4 protein-coding genes are annotated in these 2,997 nt (G+C 39.0%); all 4 read right to left on the reverse strand.

Annotation, left to right across the window (positions count from 1 at the left end; genetic code table 11):
• The coding region (locus tag AB1630_09275; protein ID MEW6103981.1) for a hypothetical protein at positions 1-342 on the reverse strand (342 nt) is incomplete at its 3' end.
• 102 nt (positions 343-444) lie between these two features.
• Positions 445-921: a hypothetical protein gene (locus AB1630_09280; protein MEW6103982.1), complete on the reverse strand. Its 477-nt coding sequence runs from the start codon at positions 919-921 to the stop codon at positions 445-447.
• On the reverse strand, positions 911-1,126 hold the full coding sequence (locus AB1630_09285) for a hypothetical protein (GenBank protein ID MEW6103983.1): 216 nt from the start codon (positions 1,124-1,126) through the stop codon (positions 911-913). Before AB1630_09285 ends, AB1630_09280 begins: the two co-directional genes overlap by 11 nt.
• A gap of 10 nt (positions 1,127-1,136) precedes the next feature.
• On the reverse strand, positions 1,137-2,997 hold a 1,861-nt coding region (locus tag AB1630_09290), incomplete at its 5' end, for an Ig-like domain-containing protein (GenBank protein MEW6103984.1).

A 2,997-nucleotide genomic window follows, 5' to 3' on the forward strand; every position in this document is an offset into this window, starting at 1 on the left:
TTTGTTATTTCTTTCTCCCACAATGATTATATCCGCCTCCCTTTCCTCCTCTGTGCCATTTAAAGAATAAAATCCCTTTACCCTGCGATGTATTTCACTTATCTTTATATTTAGGCTCTTTGCTAGCCTAATTGCCCTTGGTTCAACCAGACCTTCAACAAACTTGCCTAAGCCACCGGTCATCTCTCCCACCATTTTATTAACATTTTTTATCTCTTTGGAAAGCTCTTTCTCTGTCCTTTGCAGCTGGACATCTGTTTTCTTTTGGCTTTCCTTTAATTCCCTTATCCCAATAAATAATTCCTCTATCCCTTTTTCTATACGGTCTAATCTCTCACTCATTCCTTTTAAATCTTAACTAAACTTTCTTTACAAACTCCTTTAAAAAATTGTATAGGCTTACAATACATTTTATTTTGACTAGCTAAACACATATACCTTTTTTCAAACATTGTGTTTTAAATAGGCATCAAAAGCCTCCAGCCTTTCCAAAACCTCCTTATCCCTTTTTCTACCAGCAGACCTTTTGCTTTTGATTATATCCCCTAAAGAGGCAACAGGAAAGATATTCTCCACAATTTTAGACCTTTTTTTTGCCTCCTCATAAGTTTCTATTCCATCAGGTGCAAAGATTAAATCTATATCAAATGGACCCTCCCTTATCTGAACAAAATCCTTTCCCTTAATTATAGCACTTTTAAGCTCTTCATCCATATCAAAACCCAATTCTTCCATAGCAAAAACAATCCTTTCCCCATTTTGAGGGTCTTTTTTAGGAAATACATCTACATCCTGTGTTGTATCAGGAAAGCCATATAAAACAGCCCCTGATTTTCCTATAAACAGATATTCCACCTTGTGCTTACCAAAAACCTCTGCCATCTTAAGAGCAATATCATAAGAAAAGGCTCTATTTGCCATATCCTAACCATTTAGGCAAACCCTCACACCATCTGGAATAATCCCCCATTCTTTCAAAGATGCGATGACCTTCCTCATCCATTATGGGTTTGTAGGTTTTTATGAAAGAATGATTTATCCTTGTTTCAAAGGGTCTTTTTAAACCTGCCTCAAACTCCATCTCCCAAAGCTTCTCTTCCTTACACCTACCTATAATGTATCCCACAAAAACCTCCCTATTTCACAATCAAGCTTCCAGTTCTACTTTCTTTCTCTCCACTGCCATACTCTGCACTAACCTTGTAGAAGTAAAGCCCTTTGGAAACATCCATATCAATGCTCATTATTGAGCTTCCTAAAAGATATGCCCCTTTGCTTCTTACCCTCTGTCCAACGATGTTATAGACATCAACCTGAACCTTTGCTGATTGAGGAAGGAGGATTTTAAGGGTAAGGTTGTTATTTGTTAGATAGTTTGAGCCTAAAACCTGAAGTGTGCTTGATAGGGGCAAGACATTTATTTCAGCCTCTGGGGCTTCTGCATTTAATAGGTTTAATCCGCTATCCTGAAGGGTAAGGTTCTTTAAGGAAAGGGAAAAAGCACCCGGCTTGTTTGCCTTTAGGGTAATCACACAGGCAATCCCTGTGCCATTTATGTTTGCCAGACCAACCACTTTTTTGTCAGGGCTTGTTAAGAATAGGGCATCACTAAATTTGGATGAGACATTTACTATCTCAAGGGGGCTATCTATATCAAACCCTAGTGAATATACATTATCACCCGATAAAACAACCCCTACATCAAATGGCTCGCCCAGATTAACCGTAGACGGCAGAGAAAGGCTTACAGAAGGATTGTGGATTTCGGATTTTAGATTTCGGATTGAAAGGCTTGCCAAGGATGACCTGCCAAACCTTGTAGCAAGGATTGCCAAATCCTGGACATTTATTATATTATCTCTAGCAAAATCAGCCAAATAATTCCAGTTGGAGTCTGTTGGCTTGCTGCCAAATGCCCTTCCCATAATCGTTAGATCCCTTCCATCTACACGGCTATACTCATCAAGGTTTCCTGAAAGCCCAGTAAAGAATGAGAATGTATACTCAGAGGTTAAGGTCTTTGTGTCTATATCCTTAAGCCCTGTTGTAATAACCACATTGTATAGCTTTTCTTCCAGGAGGAGGTTATCTGGTTTAATGGTGATTTCCTTATTGCTACAGGAATAATTCCCAGGGATAAGGGTATTTGTTCCGATGAGGAGCTTTATTGTTTGTGTTCCGATTGTATCTATGTTTATCTCCTTATTAAAGACAATCTTTACAATACTTGCGGTGCTAACACCCCTCTCTCCATTATTTGGCGTTGTCTTAAGCACCACCAGGTCAAAAACATTGAACTTGTATGGGAATAAATCGGGCATTTGAGCGGGTATGGTTACCTTCTTATTATTTATATCTATTGCCTCAATGTAGTAAGAGACAGAGCCAGGAGAAGAGGTTGTAATTAGAGCAGAATATTCATAGTCAACACCTGTAGAAGACATATCAGTAAAAGTCCAGGTTCCACTATCTATCTTATAATAGAGCTTAATGGTGCTTAATGTAAAATTTGGATCAATAATCTTTACCTTTATATAATGGCTTCCAACAGGCTGGGGGCTGGACAGGGGTGTATGCTCTAAAATAAGGGATGGGACTTGCAAGAGAATTAAATAGTCAATACATCGGGTGAACAAAATCTTTAAATTATCAGTTGGTTGATTGGTTGAAAAGAGGGATGTTGATAAAAATACCGCCTTTCCCCTTTCATAGGGAATTTCACCCAGGGTTCTATAATTTGCATTTTCCCACCAGCCACCATACTGGCGATTATGGCTCTGATGACCAAGGATTGAGATGCCCCTTGCTTGGTCAACACTTGACATATAGGCAATCCAGGGGTCATCCCCATAGTTGACTTGGACATCAGTTCCCTGGCTATAGCCCTCAGTAATTGGATGGGCTGCATTATCAATGGAGACATAGATTTCATAAACCTGGTAGTTATATTGGTTTTCAAACCCCCTTAGATGGTTTATGGTAAATGCATTGTTGGTA

It is taken from the genome of bacterium, from assembly GCA_040753555.1.
Classification (GTDB): domain Bacteria; phylum UBA9089; class UBA9088; order UBA9088; family UBA9088; genus JBFLYE01.